The following is a 16,053-nucleotide window of genomic DNA, read 5'->3' as shown; positions in this document are numbered from 1 at the left end:
CGCCGACCGACCGGATGCGACAACTGGCGGCCCCGCTCGACAGGCGGGGCCGCCAGCCCATATATGGGAACAATCGCTATAGTCGTTGCTATAGCAACCGAAGATCCTTCTGATGCGACTGTCCGGAGGCCCGCCGAGAGCGATGCGCCGCCCAGCGGTTCCCGCCACCGCGCACGGCCCACTGCGGCGCTGGCCGTGCGGGTCGTACCCTGGATTACTGCCGCACGGACGCTCCAATCCCGTCCGGTCAGCTACTACGGGCACCCTGCGCAGCCGCCCCTGGTCGCCGCACCGGTCGCCGAAGACGCAGTGAACGGCGCCATCCCGAAAGGTGTTGCGACAGGTGTGTGAACAGAGTCCGGTCGGTGCGACGCGAGCCGTCCGTCCGCCCGCACGATCCGGTCCCGGCCCCGGTCATGGCCCGGTCAGCGGTGTCGTGAGATGCGTCCTGCCCGTCCGACACCCGACCGTCGTCGGCGGCAGTCCGATCCCGCTACCGCGCGAATCGGCCGAGACGACCGCGGTGACACACCGCCAGCGGTGGGCGGTGGAGACGCTGGCAGTCGCCCCGGACGACCACCTGCTGGAGATCGGGTGCGGTCGCGGAGTCGCTGTCTCGCTGGTCGCCGAACGACTCACCACCGGCAAGATCGTGGCGATCGACCGCGCGGCGACCATGGCACGGCTCGCCGCGGAACGCAACGCCAGCCACATCCGCTCCGGCAGGGCCGAGATTCGACACGCCGGATTCGACTCCACCGAGCTTCCGCCGCACTACTTCACCAAGATATTCGCGGTCAACGTCAGCCTGTTCTGGCTGGGGGCCGCGACAGAGCAGATCGAGCGCATGCGCAGCCTGCTGGCTCCGGGAGGCACCCTCGCCGTGTTCGGTGAGCGGCCCATGTCCGCGAACGCCACCGCGAACGTCGTGTCGACAGAACGCCTGCTCCAGGCACACGGGTTCAGCACAAAACGATCAATCGCGACGTACGGGCAGGATCGTCTGCTCACCTGCGTCACCGGTACGCCGCTCTGACGAGCCCCTTCGTCGTGGCGAGAGCGGCCGTTGGTCCTCCCGAGGTGTTCACGAGGCCGCTCACGCCGGGGGGCGCTCGGGTGGCATCCAGCACATGATGCGGTCGAAGATGGCGCGTACGTCCGGTGGTGGTCCGAGGGCGGAGTCGTAGACGTGGAGGTCGGAGATGGCGTCGACGAACTGGGTGCCGAGGTAGAGCATCAGTGCGATGCATCGGTGCCGGCCGATGCCTGGGCGCATGCTGGGCTCGCCGGTGGCTTCATCATGGCGAAGGGGCCGCTCGGGGAGGCCGCGCACCTGGACGATCCGCTGCAATCGCGCGTGGTCACCCAGCAAGCGGACATTGATACCCTGGGAGCGGTGTGGGAGTCCATCCGAGCGGTAGCCCTGCCCACTGCGTTCACCCTCGACCTGCTCAAGGAAGTGGCACCGACATGGCAGACCTGGCCGGCGCCATCTGGCGGAAGTCGACCCGCAGTAGCAACGGCGGGTCCACCTGCGTCGAGGTGGCGAAGAACCTCCCCGGCGTCGTCGGCGTCCGCGACAGCAAGGACGTGACCGGGCCGGTGCTCACCTTCGGCCCCGACGCGTGGCGAGCCTTCGTCAGCCTCGCCACACGGTCCTAGCACACCTCGCACACACGTCCCCGTGCCAACCCGGTACGGGGACGTTGCTCTGCCCCGGTGCGCCGAACGCCCCCGGCATGGGACCAAGGGCGTTCAGGTACGGCGTGGACGAGTTTCTCACCGGGTTCTCCGTGTTCCCGGCGTACGCGTTCGGGGATTCGGCCGACGTGGCCGGCGCGATTGTCGCGGGCGCCGGCATGGTGGAGCGGCTGCCGCGCCGGGCGGTCTGGCCGACGCGATCGACGGCATCCGGGCCGCGCTCGAATCCCGGCCGCCCGAGCGGGAGAAGTCAGCCCAGCGCGGCCGCCTTGCGCAGCAGCACTGAGCGTTCGCGCTGGTTGGCGCAGAGCCGGGCGGCCAGCTCCAGCTCGGCGCGCGCCTCCGGTCGCCGGCCGAGGCGGGCCAGCAGCTCCCCGCGTACGGTCGGAACCAGATGCGAACCGGGGAGCCGGTCCAAGGCGATCAGGTCGTCCACGATGGCCAGGGCTTGCGCCGGACCCGTGGCCATGGCCACGGCGACGGCCCTGTTCAGCTCGACCACCGGCGAGGGCGCGACCCGGCCGAGCGCCTCGTACAGCACCACGATCCGGTCCCAGTCGGTCGCCTCGACCGAGGGCGCCGACGCGTGGGCGGCGGCGATCGCGGCCTGCAGGCCGTAGGGGCCGAGGCCGTGAGTTGACGCCTTGACCAGCGCGGCCAGCCCACGGCGAATCGCCGAGAAGTCCCACCGCCGCCGGTCCTGGTCCTCCAGCAGGACCGGCGAACCGTCCGGGCCGGTCCGGGCCGGGAAGCGCGCGGCCGTCAGCTCGCACAACGCCAGCAGGCCGTGCACCTCCGGCTCGTCCGGCTCCAGCGCGGCCAGCGTACGGGCCAGCCGGATCGCCTCGTACGCGACATCGGGACGCAGCAGCCGGTCGCCCGACGTGGCCGTCGACCCCTCGGTGAAGATCACGTAGAGGACGCTGAGTACGCCGCCCAGCCGCTCCCGGCGCTCGCCCGCCGCCGGCAACTCGAACGGCACCCCGGCCGCCGCGATCGTCTTCTTGCCCCGACTGATGCGGGCCTGCACGGTCGGCACAGACACCAGGAACGCGCGGGCGATCTCCTCGCTGGACAGACCGCCGACCACGCGCAGGGTCAGCGCCACCCGGGCCTCGCGGGAGAGCACCGGGTGGCAGCTGACGAACATCAGCGCCAAGATGTCGTCGTCGATCCTGTCGGGATCGATTTCCTCGTCAACCGCCGAGTCGACCGCTGGGTCGGCCGCCAGCAGGGCGTGCCGGTCCTGGAGGGCGGTCCGGCGGCGGATCGCGTCGATGGCCCGCCGCCGGGCCGTGGTCATCAGCCAGCCGCCCGGATTGGCCGGAGGGGCGAGCGGCCACGACACCAGCGCCTCGGCCACCGCCTCCTGGGCGGCGTCCTCGGCCAGCCCGAAATCGCCGGTGAACCGGGTCAGCGCGGCGACGATTCGCGCCGACTCGATCCGCCAGACGGCCTCGACGTCGGCCGTACCCATCAGATCTGGCCGTTGCTCTCGCGCCGGGCCCGTTCCTCGATGGACCCCGCCGTGTCCTGCGGCATCTCGTCCTCGCCGGCCACCCGCCGGACCTCGATCTTGGACCCGGTGACCGCCGGGATCCGCTTGGCCCACTCGACCGCCTCCTGTTTCGAGGCGACTTCGAGCATGAAGTAGCCCCCGAACAGTTCCTTTGTCTCCCCGTACGGCCCGTCCGTGACCACCGGGGTCTCGCCGCTGAAGTCGACCACGACGCCCTGGCCCGCATCGTCCAGTCCTTCGGCCGCGACGAACACACCGGCCTTGACCAGGTCTTCGATGTACTGGTAAGTCGAGGCCGCCAACTCCTCGAACCCGGCCATCAGGGCCGCGTTCGACTCATCGGTGCCCCGCATGATCAACATGTACTTCGGCATCGTGTTCTCCTCATCCGGCGGGGCCGCCTCTCGGCCCTCGCACCCCCACGTCGAACGAGCGGGCCGCGGATCGACACGCCCCGGAAAATTTTCGCCGCGCCCCGGGCCAACGCACGGTCGACCCACGGGGTGAGGGCAGATCAAGGTCGCTCCCCGTGGCCATCCGTGTTGCGGGGCAGATGCGTGGCGCGAACGAGCGCAGTCCGGGATAGCCTTGCCGTATATGGCTACCTATCGCACCGCCTCAGTGCTCCTCTCCTCGGACGGCACCAGGACCCCCGGCACCGCCGCACTCTTCGCCGAACCCGCCCGCAAGGGTGGGACCCCGCCGTGGGCAGGCGATTTCCGACCCGCTAACAGCGCCGGCAATGGCCCCAAGAACGCGGTCGGGAAGACCTTCACGTTGGAACTACCCGACGGCAGCACCGGCAAGGTCGTGGTCCAGAGCCTCAAGAGTGGCAAGGGAGGCGTCGTGCTGGCGCTGATGGGCGAGGACGCACCCCCCTTCTGATCAGGACTGATCGCCGCTGACGACCGGCTGGAGACGGCCGGTATGCGACCCTGTCTATCACCGTTCGTGCGCGCCGCGCGCAGCCGGTGCCGTCACGTTTCGTGACGGCACCGGTGTCGGTCGACGTCCGGATCTGTCGATGTCCGTGCGCGGCGACGGGCGCACGGCTAGTCCGCAGGCGGCGGCTCGGATGTGGGAAGCTCCCTGGCCGCCGTCGCTCGACCGCTTCGCGGCGTCCTATGAGGAGGGATTTTCCCCAGCGGTCCAGTCGCGGACGAGTGTGGCGAAACCCACCGGCCGTTCCATCGACGGCAGGTGCGCGACGTCATCCCAATCCACCCGCCGGGCCCGGGGCGCACCGGCGCACACGCGGCGGGCGGCGTCGTGGGTGGTGTCCAGATCGTGTCCGCCTACAAGTACCAGCACCGGCAGGTCCAGGTCGCCCAGTCGTTCCAGGGCGGGCGGCGCCAGTTCCGCCTCGTCGACCTCGCCCCACGAGTCCGCGATCTCGAACGCATTGCGCTGCATCAGCCGGACGGCGGACACCACCGACGGCTCGACCTCCGAAACGCTGCGGCCGGGGCCGGCGACCCAGGTGGTCACGTTGGCCTCGACGGCAGCATCGAGATCGCCACTGGCCAGGGCCGCCTTCTCGGCGTCGAAGAAGCTGCGCAGATCGGGCGTAAGCTCGGCCAGGAGGCTGCCACCGGGCGGGCACAGCAACAGCGACTGCACCAGATCGGGGCGGGTCAGGGCGACCTCCATGGCCACGCCTGAACCGAACGAGGCGCCGACCAGGTGGCACCGCGTGACGCCCAGATGCTCCAGCGTTGAGAGGACGTCGGCGACGTGGTCCAGCGCCCCGTCCGGCCGGGTCGTCGACTCGCCGAAGCCGCGCAGGTCGACACGGACGACCGTACGGTCAGCGGCCAGGTCGCCCCAGATCGGGTCCCACATGCGCCGGTCGGCGATGCCCGCGTGGATGAAGACGACGGGCAGGCCGCCCTCCTGCGGTTCGCTCCGGTCGTACGCGATACCGGACGGGGTGTACGACGTGGCAGTCATTGGTCTCCTGACCTGTTCGGGGCGTCGGACCAGCGATTCAACCGTGGCCGCTAGCCGACGGGCAACCGTAGTCGACCGGGGAGAGCTTGGTCACTCACGCCCCGGGTAGGCCCGCCGCCGGCCGGATGCGCGATTCCCTCCCCATGCCGGGGAAGATCGCCAACAGCACGAGGCGGCGATGAGCTACACGGCGGAACCGATCGGCGCGGCGCCGGCGCTTTTCGCGACGGCTGGCCTCAGTTCAGAAGGTCCTGCTCGACGGCGACGGGGGGTGGTCGTTGGCGGCCGGCTGGGGGCCTTCAGCACCACAACGGTCGGGTCGCCGCGGGGAATCCTGGTTCTCCATTTCACGCCGCAGCAGATCCGCGACCGGCCCGGCGAGGTACGAAAGCAGATCGGGAGACCGCCACGAGCGGGCTGCGCCGGAAGCAATAGCTCCAGCACAGCCCACTCGGCGCTGCTCGGGTCTCCACGGGCCCTACCCGTCTAACGAACGAGATGCATGATCCGCGAGCCACAACCTAGTGTCGTTCACATCTGACCATCTCGAAGGCGTGGAGTGCCCTACCGGAGCTGAGGACGGACGTGACTGGGTTCGATACCGCAGGGGCGCTACGTCGGCGACTGGATGACCGTGCCGCGGCGTGGGATTTCCTGCGCTTGTTCACCAGCGCCTGGGGACTGCCGGGTGACCCGGCTGTCGGGGTGGAGGAGGCTACCAGCCGGCTGGGGCTTCGGCTGCCGGTGGCGCTGCGCGAGGCGTACGCGTGCAGTGGGCTCCTCGACCCGCGTGGGATCTACGCCGAGGACGGGATTTTGTCGTTCCACTGGGCTGACCCGTTGGTCACCGAGACGGCGTGGGGCATCCCGCTCGCCGCCGCCGACCAGCCGGACCCGCCGGTCGTCATCGACACCGGGTCAGGATGGCGACCGTACCTCGATCGGCTTTCGCTTGCCTGCGTCGATTTCGCGCTGACCGCCGCGATCGATCAGGAGGGTGCGGCGGTCAGCGCGTGCGAGCTGCCACCGGACCAGGTGCCCTCGGTGGTGGCGCGCTTTGACCGCGTACCGCTGCCCGAGGTGCCCACGTGGGTCGAGGCCGAGGACTCACCCGTCCGCTGGTACTCGCGGCCGGGGCAGCTCGTGCGAACGCACGGTGATGACTGGATATGGGTGTGGGTACGGGCGCAAACGCCCGTCGGCTTGCACGCGATCTACGCGGCGATACCGGGCGCCCGCTGGAGCCAGTGACGGGGAAGAACAGGGCGTTCAAGCCGAGGCATCCGGATCTGCCGCCGACCGTGCGGCGGCACCCTCAGCCAGAGTCGCCACGCTCCGTGTTGGCCGTCGGCTGCGACCGGAGCCCGGAACTGCCGAGTTCAGTGAGCCCAAGACCCGGGCCGCCTGACCGTGCCGGCTCAATGTGAGCAAGGATGTGACCCGTGCCCCATGAACATCTTGTTTTCCACAACCCGCCGTCAGCGACACCGGCCGAGGTACGCGCAGCACTCGGTCGTGGTGACCTTTCTGGCGCACTGAATGCCATGGCCGGCACCGCACTGTACGGCGACGGGGACTGGAAAGAACTACAGGAACTGTATCTTCACTTACTCACGCACGACGACCATCAGGTCAGCGCTCTTGGAGCAACGTGTCGGGGTCATACGGCGAGGGTCTATCGCCAACTGGACGAGGGCCGAGTAGTCGCCGCGCTGCACCGAGCTCGGTCCATCCCACACCTCAGTGGTACTGCTGACAACGCGCTGGGCGACATAGAAGTCTTCCTCCATCCGCGGCGTGCACGTTGGCGCGGACGTTTGTGGAGAGCGATGCGTTCTTGGACGTGGATCTGACGCAATAACGGAAGGGCTTTTCCCGCGCGCACAGCCATCCGGATCTGCCACACACCGCGCCACCACCGAGGATGGTGGGTGCTAGGGCGGGTTGACGACCGGCACCGAGCTGGTCGAAGATCGCGAAAGTGCCAGTTGGGGGGGGGGGGGGGGGGGCGGCTTTGGGCTTCTGGGACGTAGGTCCATTCGATAACGACGACGCCGCAGACTTCGCCGGCGACCTGGACGCCGCGACGGCGGACGCACGGATCGAGATGGTCTGTGGCGCGCTGGACCGTGTGGTCACGGCTAACGTCGACATCGACATGTGGCATATTTCGAAGGCGGTAGCTGCGGCGGCTCTTATCGCTGCGCAATGCCCGGGAGGCGAAGCGGCTTGCCCCATCTACGGTCCGTCCGCGCCGATGCCGCAGTTCCCGAACGCGCTGAAGCAGCTGGCTATCGACGCCCTCGATAACGTTCTCGCAGCGTCTTCCTGGCGCGCTGTCGAATGGAACGATGTCTCGAAAGGATCGCAGTGGCGCGGGAACATCATCGCGCTACGGAATGTCCTCGACCCGCCGCAGCGTGAGACGCTTTTCGAGATCTGAACGACGAGACCCAACGTACGCCTTTTTGGCGGAGTATATGCGCGGCGTCGACACGTGCGGCTACCGCTACTGGGCGCGGAACTTCCAGACGTGGTCGCGCACTGATCTGTCGCCGTCCGTGCGCGCTACCCTCAACCAGAACTATTACGCTCCGTGCCCGACCTCGGGTGTCGACCCACGTCCGAAACTGTCGAGTTGAGTGCGTCTGCCTGACTGGGCATCAGGTGTCGTACTCACCGCTGTCCCATGGGTCGGTGAAGGCCATGTAGTCGCCGGGCTCCAGGGTGACCCACCATGCGTCGTCGTCCTCCTCCGGCTCTCTTGGGATGAGGCCGAAGGTCGTACCGAACCGATTGATTGCGAAGGGCTCGACTTCGATGCGGGTGAACGTGACCTCCCCAAGTTCCTTCAGCCGGGCGTCGTATGCCGCCCGGCGCGCCGCGCGGTCCATCCGGGCTCTGGGACCGAAGGCATCAATCCGGGCCTCCAGAAACCGGCCATCGGGGTCGAAGAGGTACAAGGCGACGAACTCCTGACCATCTTCCTCCGCACGGATGGCGGGCTCGAAGGGGGTGGTGAGGAAGAACTGTTTTCCTTCAGCGGTGCGCCCCACATGCTCGGCGTGATAGTCGTCGTGATCGATAGCGAGACGGCTCGGCGGTCCGACCCTCATCCAAATCGTCCTCTCCACGCGGACGGTCTGAGTGAGTGTTTGAGTTGGTTGTCAGTCGGGCTGGTTGAACGTGCGTCGTTGGCGTCGGCGGGCTGGGCCGCCTCGGACGAGTCGGCGGACCATCTGGTTGATCGCGGCCCACCGGATCAGGGCTTCGGACACCGCCGGGTCGCGTTCGTAGTCGCGGGCCAGGCGGCGGTACGAGGTAATCCAGGCCAGAGTCCGCTCGACCACCCAACGGCGGGGATGAACCACGAATCCTTCCTGGTCAGCCGGCTTGCGAACGATCTCCAACGTGGTGTGCAGGATGTTGCGGCACCAGTCGACCAGACGGCCGGCGAAGCCCTGGTCGGCGAACACATACCGGATCGGAGTCGCGGTGTAGGCGGCCACCAGGGCGCCCTTCGCCCCGTCGCGATCCTGCCACGATGCGGCGAGGACCCACACGCAGACCAGCAGGCCGAGGGTGTCGGTCACGATGAACCGCTTGCGACCGTTGATCTTCTTCCCGGCGTCGTAGCCGCGGGTGTCCCTACCGACGGTGTCCGCGGCCTTCACCGACTGGGAGTCGATGATTCCCGCTGACGGCTGCGGGTTCCGGCCCTCGGCGAGGCGGATCTCCTCCCGTAACCGGTCGAGAATCCGCTGCGTGACCTGGCGCTTCTCCCACTGCTTGAACTGCCAATACACCGTTTGCCAGGGTGGGAAGTCCACCGGCAACTGGCGCCACGAACAGCCGGTACGTACCACGTACAAGATGGCGTCGACCACGTCCCGGCGTGGGTGCTTCGGCACCCGGCCAGGCTCCTTGATCAACGGCAGCATCGGCTCGATGATCTCCCACTCGGTATCGGTCAGGTCCGAGTCATACGTCCGCGTCCGCTCCACACCGGAACTCTCGGACGAAGATCCACTCACCCGACGGACACGCCGTCCGACACCCCTGTCAAACACTCACTGAGCCGTCGCGATCGCCAAACCAGCATCCTGCCGTCCAGGTACGACAGGCAGCGGGGCGGCACTCAATGCGAGGCGGCTGGTCTTGTCGCAGCGTTCTCATCACCGCGTGCTCCTCTGCTGCAGGTCGCGCTTGGGAGTCCGCATCGTATGGTGACCGCCGTGGTTATGTCCTGCAAGACGTCCTCGGGTCGTCTGCCGGCCGTGCGCGACGCCAGGCGATGTGTCATCACGCACGGTGGTGCTTTCCGGCATCCTGTGGCGCACGGAACTGTCGAGATGAGTGCGTTCGGAGGCCGGCAAGCCATGGAGGGGGCCGCGTCACTGCATAGCGGTGGCCGGGGGATGATCGAATGATTCGGGGCAGCGGAAGGTGTACAGCGAGTAGCCGCGCCCGATCTGCACGCCGACGGTGTCTGGGGATGCGGTCGGGTTCTCCTCGGACGGGCGCCAGCTGCAATGCATGCCGTTCCAGTCGCCCGAGTCCACGGTGAAAATCAGGGTCATCGCGGTGCCGCAGGCAGCACAATCCATCGGGTACGGATCGGTCAGCGACCAGTTCGCGTACCCGCCGACCTTCCATCCCGGCGCCAGCGACAAGTCGGTCTGATAGTGGGGACGGCTATCGTCTTCGTCGTCATCCCATTCGGCGAGCCGCTCGCGCAGGTCATCGGGGAGCAGATCGGCGTATTGGTACTCGCGAACCTGCTCGGGGTGCACCACGCACGGAACCGGCAGGTACATGTCGCTGATCACCAGCGGCTCGGGAGGCGCTTCGAGCAGCGGGCCGACGGCGGAACTGTCGCGCCAGTAGAGGAAGACGCGAGGACTGTAGTGCCGGTCCGAGTGGTCCACCGGGCACCACAGCACCTGGAGCAGGTCGGTGCCGTCCGGACCGGCGTAGTCCGGGATATCTTGCCGGTACAGCTGCGCGACCGGGACCAACGGGATCCGATCCTCGATCAGGTCGTCCAGGTCCAGAGCGTCGGCCGCATCGAGCTCGGCCCGCTCCTCCGCGGTCAAGAAATCCCCGCCCGGCAGCGGCTCCCGGGCTTGCGCGGTCGCGAGGATCTCCCGCCTGCGGCGCACAGCGGCCGGGGTGGTCAGGTTGTACGGCTCGTGCGCCCCGGCGTCGTCGCAGACCGGCCATACCTCGTCGGCCGGCCACAGCAGCGGTCCGCCGACCGAGCTGTCCGCAACGGTCGGAGCGCCGGGCCGGGGATGCAGGCGGGTAGCGGTGGTGGAATGTTCCCGCAGCTCGGGGAAGAGTTCGGTGATGTCCAGGGGACGCGCAGGTGTGGTGCGGACCATAGCAGTGGATCTTAAGGCCCGCGTACTGGTCCTGGGTTCTTCGTAGTGCCGGGCAGCTACGGTCCCGGCTCAGCCGGATCCGTCGGGATTCCGCTGCAACCGCCACGCCCGAAGTCGTTCAAGTCGCGTGGAGTCGTCCCCGAATGGGCTCGGTGGTCCAACACCCCGCAGCCGCACCCGCCCTTGTGAAGGCATTGATCTGCCACGATCCGCGCGTTACAGATCGTGACTGTCGGCGCTCCACGAGACTTCCGGACGTGCCGATGCGTAGGCACCGGCAGTCGCCCGTACTGTGGATCTTGCCGTGACGGGACAGGAGCCCGAGCCTCGGACGCGATGGCCCGGTTCGGCATACCGTGGGTGGTTAGTTGGCCTGATTCATCTCGACTTGACGCGTGCCGATATGGGCATATGATGGCTGCCGTGGCACGAGCAGCGACGACGTCGGACGTCTTCAACGCGATCGCCGAGCCGCAGCGCCGGGAGATCCTGGCGCTGCTGCGGGCGGGTGAGTGGCCGGTGACCGACCTGGCCCGGGAGCTGGGGATGACCCAGCCGGGGGCGTCCAAGCACCTGCGGGTGCTCCGGGAGGTGGGGCTGGTGCGGGTCCGCGGGGCGGGCAAGCAGCGTCTCTACGGCCTGGACGCCCGCGGGCTGCGGCCGGTCCACGAGTGGGTCGGCGGGTTCGAGCGGTTCTGGAACGAGAGTTTCGACCGGCTGGACACCTACGTGCAGGACCTCAAGCAGACACGGCAGGAGGAATGACCGATGGCAGGGGCAAGGCAGGAAACGCGGACGGAGCCGGCGACGGCCGACCGGGAGATCGTGATCTCCCGGGTCATCGACGCCCCACGAGAGCTGGTGTTCGAGGCGTTCACAGAGGTGCGGCACCTGTCGCGGTGGTGGGGACCGGAGGGGTTCACCACCACCACGCGGTCCTTCGAGTTCCGCGTCGGCGGAGTCTGGGACTTCGTGATGCACGGGCCGGACGGGACCGACTACTCCGAGTGGATCTCCTGGACCGAGATCGTCCCACCGGAGCGGATCGCGCTGCTGCACGGTGAGTCCCGCGGCGACCCGAACGCCTTCGAGTCGACCCTGGCCTTCGCGCCGCACGGCACCGCGACCCGGATCGTGATGTGCACGGTCTTCCCCACCAAACAACTGCGCGACCAGGCCGTAGAGAAGTACCACGCGATCGAGGGCGGCGAGCAGACGCTGAGCAACCTGGCGGCCTACGTCGCCGAGATCGCCCAGAAGAAGGAGGGCCGCTGATGGCCAGGAAGTTGCCGGACACCACCTGCCACATGTCGATCTCGCTGGACGGCTTCGTCGCTGGGCCGGACCAGAGCCGCGAGGACCCCCTGGGCAAGCGGGGGCGGGAGCTGCACGGCTGGCACATCGGCGACCCGCGCGCCAACGATGCCGACAAGGTCGCGAACGAGTGGCTCATGCGCCCACGGGGCGCGTATGTGATGGGTCGGAACATGTTCGGCCCGATCCGCGGGGACTGGGATGAGGAATGGACCGGGTGGTGGGGCCCCGAACCGCCGTATCACGCGCCGGTGTTCGTGCTGACCAATCACGGACATGACCCGATCCAGATGGAAGGCGGGACGACCTTCCACTTCGTCACCGAGGGCTTTGACGCGGCCTACGCCGCAGCGTGCCAGGCTGCCGGGGACAACGGCGTGGACATCGCCGGTGGGGCTTCGACCGTCCGACAGGCATTGATCGCCGGCGTGATCGACGAGCTCACCCTCGACATCGCACCGGTCCTGCTCGGTTCGGGCGAGCGCATCTTCGACGGGGTCGAATCCTTCGGCTTCGAACCCGCCGAGGTGCTTCACTCACCGCTTACCACCCACATCCGCTACCGCCGCGTCAGCTAACTCCGGCGTACGGAGCGGTGGGATGACCGATCGGGTGGCAGAGTTCGCGGCCTGTCGTCGTAGTGCGGCGTCCTCGGCGGCCAATGACGCGATGACGGCGGCCGCGTCGAGCCAATCCCGCAGTTGGCGGCATCGCACGCTGCTGGCCATCAGGTCACGGCGTAGGCGATCGGTTCGCCGTCAGGTCGCCTGGCGATGGCTGCGGCCGGACGGCGGGTGGCGATGACCGCGGTGGAGGTGGTGGCGGTCAACTGCTTGAGCAGACCGTCCGGCCCGGTCGGCGACCAGGCGGCCTGGGCGTCGGCCAACAAGTACAGCCTGCTCGGTGGGATCCGGGGCGCGGCCCAGCTGCTCGGCTACGAGCTGCCGCTGGTCCTCGCGGAGGCCAGTGTGGCGATGGCCGCCGCTACGTTGAGCCTGCCCGGCATCGTCACCGCCTGGCAGCCGTGGTGGCTGATCTGGCACCCGCCCGCGATGATCGTCTTGTTCGTCGCCGGTCTCGCCGAGATCCGCCGCCAACTCGTCCTGACCGCCGGCGGCAGGCTGGCAGTCGACTAACGGCCGGCCCCGCCGGCCGACAGACGTGAGGGCCACTGCGCTACGCCCGGCCGGCGGCGTCATTGGCCCGTTCCGCGAGAATCGAGGTGGTCGTCTCGTCCATCGGGAGGAACGCTTCGAGCTTCAGCTCGGCGAGAGTGATGTCGACGGCGGTGGCGAAGGTGGTGATGGTCGTGACGAGATTCAGTTCGCCGTACGCCGTACGCAGTCGGAGCGGGACGGCGAACCCGAGGTGGCCGGTGGGCAGCGGTCGGTCCGGTACGTAATCTTCCAGCTCAGCGTGCAGGGCGGCGAGCCGGTCGTCGGGGTTCCGGAGGATCTCGGCATGCAGCCGTACGAGGATGTGCTGGGCCCATTCGGTGAAGTTCCCGATCCGTGGCGCCATACCCTGGGGATGCAGGGCGAGCCGGTACACGTTGATCGGCGGTTCGAGGAGCCCGGCCGCCACGCCGTCGGTGAGCAGCCCGAACGCCGGGTTGGCCGCGACCAGGTCGCCGTGCCGGTCAACGACGATCGCGGGATAGGGCAGGTGCCCGGTCAGGATGTGCCGCAACGCGGTCTGCACCGCAGCCAGCGCTGGATCGTTCAACGAGGTCTGCGGGTAGGCGGGGGCGTAGCCGGCCGCGAGCAGCAGGCCGTTCCGCTCCCGCAGCGGAAGATCCAGTGATTCTGCCAGGCGTACCACCATCTCACGGCCCGGCTCCGACCGGCCGCTCTCCAGGAAGCTGACGTGTCGCTGGGTGGTGCCGGCGCGGACCGCCAGCTCGAGCTGGCTGAGTCGACGGCGGGTCCGGCGTTCTCGGAGTGCCTGGGGGAAGTTCACGCCACATGTCTAGCGCCCCGATTCCGTCCCGGCCATTCCTTGCGGGGAATTGTCGCTGGCCAGCGCTGGTCGCACGATTCAGCGCATGACCAACATCCGTTGCGGTGAGCTTCCGCCGACTGGAGACCCCGCGTGATCACAACCCCGACCTCCGCCAGACCGTCGAGCGGCGTGGACGCCTCGAGCGGTTCGGGTTCGCAGCCGAGGGTCCCGGCACTGCCGCATCGGGCCGCCCTCGCCGTCGTCCTGGTCGGTGTCTTCCTCACCGGTCTGGATTTTTTCATCGTCAACGTGGCGATTCCGTCGATGCAGGCCGACCTCCGGGCCAGCGAGGCCCAGATCCAGTTGATCGTCGCCAGCTACGCCCTGGCGTACGGGGTCGGGCTGATCACCGGCGGAAGGCTTGGTGACCTGTACGGCCGCCGCAGGACGTTCATCCTCGGCATGATTGTCTTCACGTTCGCCTCGGCGGCTTGCGGAGTCGCGACGGGCCCCGGCTTCCTGCTGGTGGCCCGCCTGGTTCAGGGGCTTGCGGCGGCCCTGATGGTGCCGCAGGTCCTTGCCATCCTGAGCACGGTCTACTCCGGCGAGGCCCGGGCCCGCGCGATCAACTGGTACGCGGCGACCGCCGGGATCGCCGCCGTCTTCGGACAGTTGATCGGTGGCATCCTGATCAGGGAGGACCTGTTCGGCCTCGGATGGCGGGCCTGTTTCCTGATCAATCTCCCGATCGGGCTGGCCGCCGCGTTGCTGGCCGGCAGGTATGTACCCGAGTCCCGGGCACCGGGGCGGCATCGGCTGGACCTGATCGGCATGGTCCTGGTGACGCTCGCCCTGGTCGGGATCTGCCTGCCGCTGATCGAGGGACGGGCACAGGGCTGGCCGCTCTGGGTCTGGCCCTGTCTCCTCGCCGGCGGCCTGCTGTTGACCGTGTTCGTCCGGCAGCAACGCTGGCGCGGGGCGAATGGAGGCACACCCTCGATGGATATGGCGCTTTTCCGGGAACGGGCCTTCACCGCCGGGCTGGTCGCGCAGCTGACCTTCTTCGCCAGCATGGCGTCCTATTTCCTGGTGCTGGCCCTCTATCTGCAGCAGGGGCGTCATCTGGATCCCCTGGACTCGGGGCTGGTCTTCGGCGTACTTGGGCTCGGCTACATCATCACCTCGATGACGGCCCGCAAGGTCGCAGCCAGACTCGGGCGACAGACGATCGCCATCGGGTGCCTGATCCGCATCCTCGCCCTGGTGCTGCAAATCTGGGCCGTCGCGAAGATCGGTACCTCCGGAAGTGTTGGTTGGCTCGTACCCGGTCTCTTCCTGGACGGTGCGGGCATGGGACTGGCCATCGCCCCGCTGGCCGCGACCGTATTGGCTCGGGTCTCCGCAGACAACGCCGGTGCCGCCTCAGGCGTACTCGGCACCGCGCAGCAGGTGGGGAACGCACTCGGGGTAGCCCTGGTCGGGCTCGTCTTCTACGACGTGCTCTCGCGTGGCGGAGGCGCGGATCGCGCCTATCCGGACGCCTTCACCGCCTGCCTGTACTGCGTCCTCGGCATCAGCGTCCTGCTCGCGTTCGTGGTGCAGACCCTGCCGAAGGCTCCCGGCCGCAGGTAATCCGGGGAAGTTGTTAGTAACCAGGGAACGTAAGTAATTCAAGGAAGAGGGAACCTTGTGAGGGATTTGCACGACCTTGCCCACCGCTACGTCGACATGTGGAACGAGTCCGACCCTGAAGTAAGGCGTATGACCATCGCGGAACTCTTCGCGCCGGACGTCGCCCACTACACCCCCATGCAGGAGGTGCACGGCCAGGCGGAAATGGAGGCCCGGGTCGCCGGCTCCTACGAGAAGTGGGTCAGGCCGGGGACGCATGTCTTCCGGGCCGTCCGGAACGCGACCGGGCACCACAACGCCGTCCGGTTCAATTGGGAAATGGTGGACATCGCCTCGGGGAAGGTGCGCAACGTCGGCTTCGACTTCGTCCTGCTCGACCAGGAGGGGTTGATCAAGAGCGACCACCAGTTCGTCGATCGCTGATCGTTGCCGGAGTGTGCGGGCCTCCGGTGATCCGGGATCGTGGAGTCGGGCCGTCGTTGCCGCGACGTCCGACTCCATGATCCCGGGTAGTTCGATGCCAATCAGTTAGACGCGAGATGTGACCAGCGCGAATGGAGTGATCGAGCTGGTCGTGGATTGGGACCGGTTGACGCAGGGGGTGACCGATGG

Annotated in this window: 18 protein-coding genes and 2 pseudogenes; 12 read left to right on the top strand and 8 right to left on the bottom strand. The window is 68.2% G+C overall.

What is annotated here, in order from left to right:
• Positions 1-547 precede the first annotated feature (547 nt).
• Complete coding sequence (locus BDK92_RS02105) at positions 548-1,036, top strand: class I SAM-dependent methyltransferase (RefSeq protein ID WP_170208454.1); 489 nt, start codon at positions 548-550, stop codon at positions 1,034-1,036.
• 60 nt (positions 1,037-1,096) lie between these two features.
• Here BDK92_RS02105 and BDK92_RS38295 read toward each other — a convergent pair whose 3' ends face one another.
• Positions 1,097-1,276 carry a hypothetical protein gene (locus BDK92_RS38295; protein WP_147456882.1) on the bottom strand — a complete coding sequence of 60 codons (180 nt, stop codon included), beginning with the start codon at positions 1,274-1,276 and terminating at the stop codon, positions 1,097-1,099.
• Positions 1,277-1,300: 24 nt separating this feature from the next.
• Here BDK92_RS38295 and BDK92_RS41070 point away from each other — a divergent pair.
• Positions 1,301-1,399: pseudogene (locus BDK92_RS41070) on the top strand (hypothetical protein); the annotation flags it as partial.
• A gap of 71 nt (positions 1,400-1,470) precedes the next feature.
• A complete protein-coding gene (locus BDK92_RS02100) occupies positions 1,471-1,662 on the top strand; it encodes a DUF397 domain-containing protein (RefSeq protein WP_121154069.1) in 192 nt (63 codons plus the stop codon).
• A gap of 289 nt (positions 1,663-1,951) precedes the next feature.
• Here BDK92_RS02100 and BDK92_RS02095 read toward each other — a convergent pair whose 3' ends face one another.
• Both BDK92_RS02095 and BDK92_RS02090 read right to left on the bottom strand, forming a co-directional pair.
• Positions 1,952-3,178, bottom strand: a complete 1,227-nt coding sequence (locus BDK92_RS02095; RefSeq protein ID WP_121154067.1) for an RNA polymerase sigma factor — start codon at positions 3,176-3,178, stop codon at positions 1,952-1,954.
• A complete protein-coding gene (locus tag BDK92_RS02090; protein WP_121154064.1) occupies positions 3,178-3,594 on the bottom strand; it encodes a YciI family protein in 417 nt (138 codons plus the stop codon). Before BDK92_RS02090 ends, BDK92_RS02095 begins: the two co-directional genes overlap by 1 nt.
• 223 nt (positions 3,595-3,817) lie before the next feature.
• Here BDK92_RS02090 and BDK92_RS02085 point away from each other — a divergent pair, with 223 nt between their 5' ends.
• The gene (locus BDK92_RS02085; protein ID WP_246016734.1) at positions 3,818-4,105 is read left to right on the top strand and encodes a hypothetical protein; all 288 of its coding nucleotides are present in this window, start codon (positions 3,818-3,820) and stop codon (positions 4,103-4,105) included.
• 237 nt (positions 4,106-4,342) lie between these two features.
• On the opposite strand, the gene BDK92_RS02080 is transcribed toward BDK92_RS02085, so the two are convergent.
• On the bottom strand, positions 4,343-5,170 hold the full coding sequence (locus BDK92_RS02080) for an alpha/beta fold hydrolase (RefSeq protein ID WP_121154063.1): 828 nt from the start codon (positions 5,168-5,170) through the stop codon (positions 4,343-4,345).
• Between the two features lie 585 nt (positions 5,171-5,755).
• Here BDK92_RS02080 and BDK92_RS02075 point away from each other — a divergent pair.
• Positions 5,756-6,421 (top strand): SMI1/KNR4 family protein, encoded by a 666-nt coding sequence (locus BDK92_RS02075; RefSeq protein ID WP_147456881.1) that lies wholly within the window; start codon positions 5,756-5,758, stop codon positions 6,419-6,421.
• Between the two features lie 763 nt (positions 6,422-7,184).
• Complete coding sequence (locus tag BDK92_RS02065) at positions 7,185-7,613, top strand: DUF4259 domain-containing protein (protein ID WP_121161507.1); 429 nt, start codon at positions 7,185-7,187, stop codon at positions 7,611-7,613.
• 220 nt (positions 7,614-7,833) lie between these two features.
• On the opposite strand, the gene BDK92_RS02060 is transcribed toward BDK92_RS02065, so the two are convergent.
• The 3 genes from BDK92_RS02060 to BDK92_RS02050 form a co-directional block, all read right to left on the bottom strand.
• On the bottom strand, positions 7,834-8,286 hold the full coding sequence (locus tag BDK92_RS02060) for a hypothetical protein (RefSeq protein WP_121161505.1): 453 nt from the start codon (positions 8,284-8,286) through the stop codon (positions 7,834-7,836).
• 51 nt (positions 8,287-8,337) lie between these two features.
• A complete protein-coding gene (locus BDK92_RS02055) occupies positions 8,338-9,174 on the bottom strand; it encodes an IS5 family transposase (protein ID WP_121154057.1) in 837 nt (278 codons plus the stop codon).
• A 390-nt stretch (positions 9,175-9,564) separates the two neighbouring features.
• Positions 9,565-10,554, bottom strand: coding sequence for a hypothetical protein (locus BDK92_RS02050; RefSeq protein WP_121154055.1), 990 nt, complete (start codon positions 10,552-10,554; stop codon positions 9,565-9,567).
• Between the two features lie 423 nt (positions 10,555-10,977).
• On the opposite strand from BDK92_RS02050, the gene BDK92_RS02045 reads away from it, so the two are divergent.
• The 4 genes and pseudogenes from BDK92_RS02045 to BDK92_RS02030 all read left to right on the top strand — a co-directional run.
• Positions 10,978-11,319 carry an ArsR/SmtB family transcription factor gene (locus tag BDK92_RS02045; RefSeq protein WP_121161503.1) on the top strand — a complete coding sequence of 114 codons (342 nt, stop codon included), beginning with the start codon at positions 10,978-10,980 and terminating at the stop codon, positions 11,317-11,319.
• A 3-nt stretch (positions 11,320-11,322) separates the two neighbouring features.
• Positions 11,323-11,829, top strand: a complete 507-nt coding sequence (locus BDK92_RS02040) for an SRPBCC family protein (protein ID WP_121154053.1) — start codon at positions 11,323-11,325, stop codon at positions 11,827-11,829.
• A 32-nt stretch (positions 11,830-11,861) separates the two neighbouring features.
• The gene (locus BDK92_RS02035; protein ID WP_211349018.1) at positions 11,862-12,446 is read left to right on the top strand and encodes a dihydrofolate reductase family protein; all 585 of its coding nucleotides are present in this window, start codon (positions 11,862-11,864) and stop codon (positions 12,444-12,446) included.
• Positions 12,447-12,734: 288 nt separating this feature from the next.
• Positions 12,735-12,962, top strand: a pseudogene (locus BDK92_RS02030) (NADH-quinone oxidoreductase subunit H); the annotation flags it as partial.
• 82 nt (positions 12,963-13,044) lie between these two features.
• On the opposite strand, the gene BDK92_RS02025 reads toward BDK92_RS02030, so the two are convergent.
• Positions 13,045-13,827, bottom strand: coding sequence for an MmyB family transcriptional regulator (locus BDK92_RS02025; RefSeq protein ID WP_121154051.1), 783 nt, complete (start codon positions 13,825-13,827; stop codon positions 13,045-13,047).
• Positions 13,828-13,998: 171 nt separating this feature from the next.
• On the opposite strand from BDK92_RS02025, the gene BDK92_RS02020 reads away from it, so the two are divergent.
• A complete protein-coding gene (locus BDK92_RS02020; RefSeq protein WP_246016732.1) occupies positions 13,999-15,441 on the top strand; it encodes an MFS transporter in 1,443 nt (480 codons plus the stop codon).
• 57 nt (positions 15,442-15,498) lie between these two features.
• Positions 15,499-15,864 (top strand): nuclear transport factor 2 family protein, encoded by a 366-nt coding sequence (locus BDK92_RS02015; protein WP_121154049.1) that lies wholly within the window; start codon positions 15,499-15,501, stop codon positions 15,862-15,864.
• Positions 15,865-16,053 lie beyond the last annotated feature (189 nt).

It is taken from the genome of Micromonospora pisi (assembly GCF_003633685.1).
GTDB lineage: Bacteria > Actinomycetota > Actinomycetes > Mycobacteriales > Micromonosporaceae > Micromonospora_G > Micromonospora_G pisi.
This window is presented reverse-complemented; position numbering and strand designations above follow the sequence as displayed.